Origin of the sequence: Allokutzneria sp. NRRL B-24872, assembly GCF_002155965.1 — a bacterium.
Classification (GTDB): domain Bacteria; phylum Actinomycetota; class Actinomycetes; order Mycobacteriales; family Pseudonocardiaceae; genus Allokutzneria.
Genome location: NZ_MUMH01000358.1, coordinates 1 through 589, shown reverse-complemented (window position 1 = coordinate 589; position 589 = coordinate 1). Strand labels below are relative to the sequence as shown.

General features: G+C 76.6%; 1 pseudogene. It reads left to right on the top strand.

What is annotated here, in order from left to right:
• Window positions 1-392, top strand: a pseudogene (locus CCN37_RS38040) (hypothetical protein); the annotation flags it as partial.
• Window positions 393-589 lie beyond the last annotated feature (197 nt).

The following is a 589-nucleotide window of genomic DNA, read 5'->3' as shown; positions in this document are numbered from 1 at the left end:
CGAACGAGTCGAACCGCAAGCGCCGCAAGGCGGTGGCCACGGCCAAGCGTGATCTGGCGGTGGCGCTGCAGGAGGCCAAGACGGTGGCGCGCGGAGAGCGCACGCGCCGGGCCCGGTGGCCGTGGCTGGTGGCGTTGGGTGCGGTGGCGGCGGCGATCGTGGCCGTGACGAAGGTGAAGCGGTCCAACCCGTTGGCGGAGGAGAAGCCGGCTCCGGCTCCTACCCCCGCGCCGGCTCCGGTCCCCGCGGACAAGACGGTGACCCCGGCGGACCAGGCGGTCCCGCCGGTCCCGGCGAAGCCGGAGCCCCCGAAGCCGGCCACGTCCAAGCCGGTCAACGGCAACGGCCAGGCGGCCGCGGGCAAGGGCAAGAGCGAGCACAAGTCCCGGTGATCCGGGTCCGGCCGGGGCGCCACCTCGATGGGGGTGGCGCCCCGGCTTTCGCACGCCCGCACGCGGCGGCCGGCGAGCGCGGGATCGACAACGCCATGCGCCGCGCACTGAGGAGGCGGACCGCGGGCAGGCGCTGGCCATCGGCGCGGGATCGGCCACGCCGTGCGCCGGGGAAGCCGGCCGAGGCCGGTACCGGT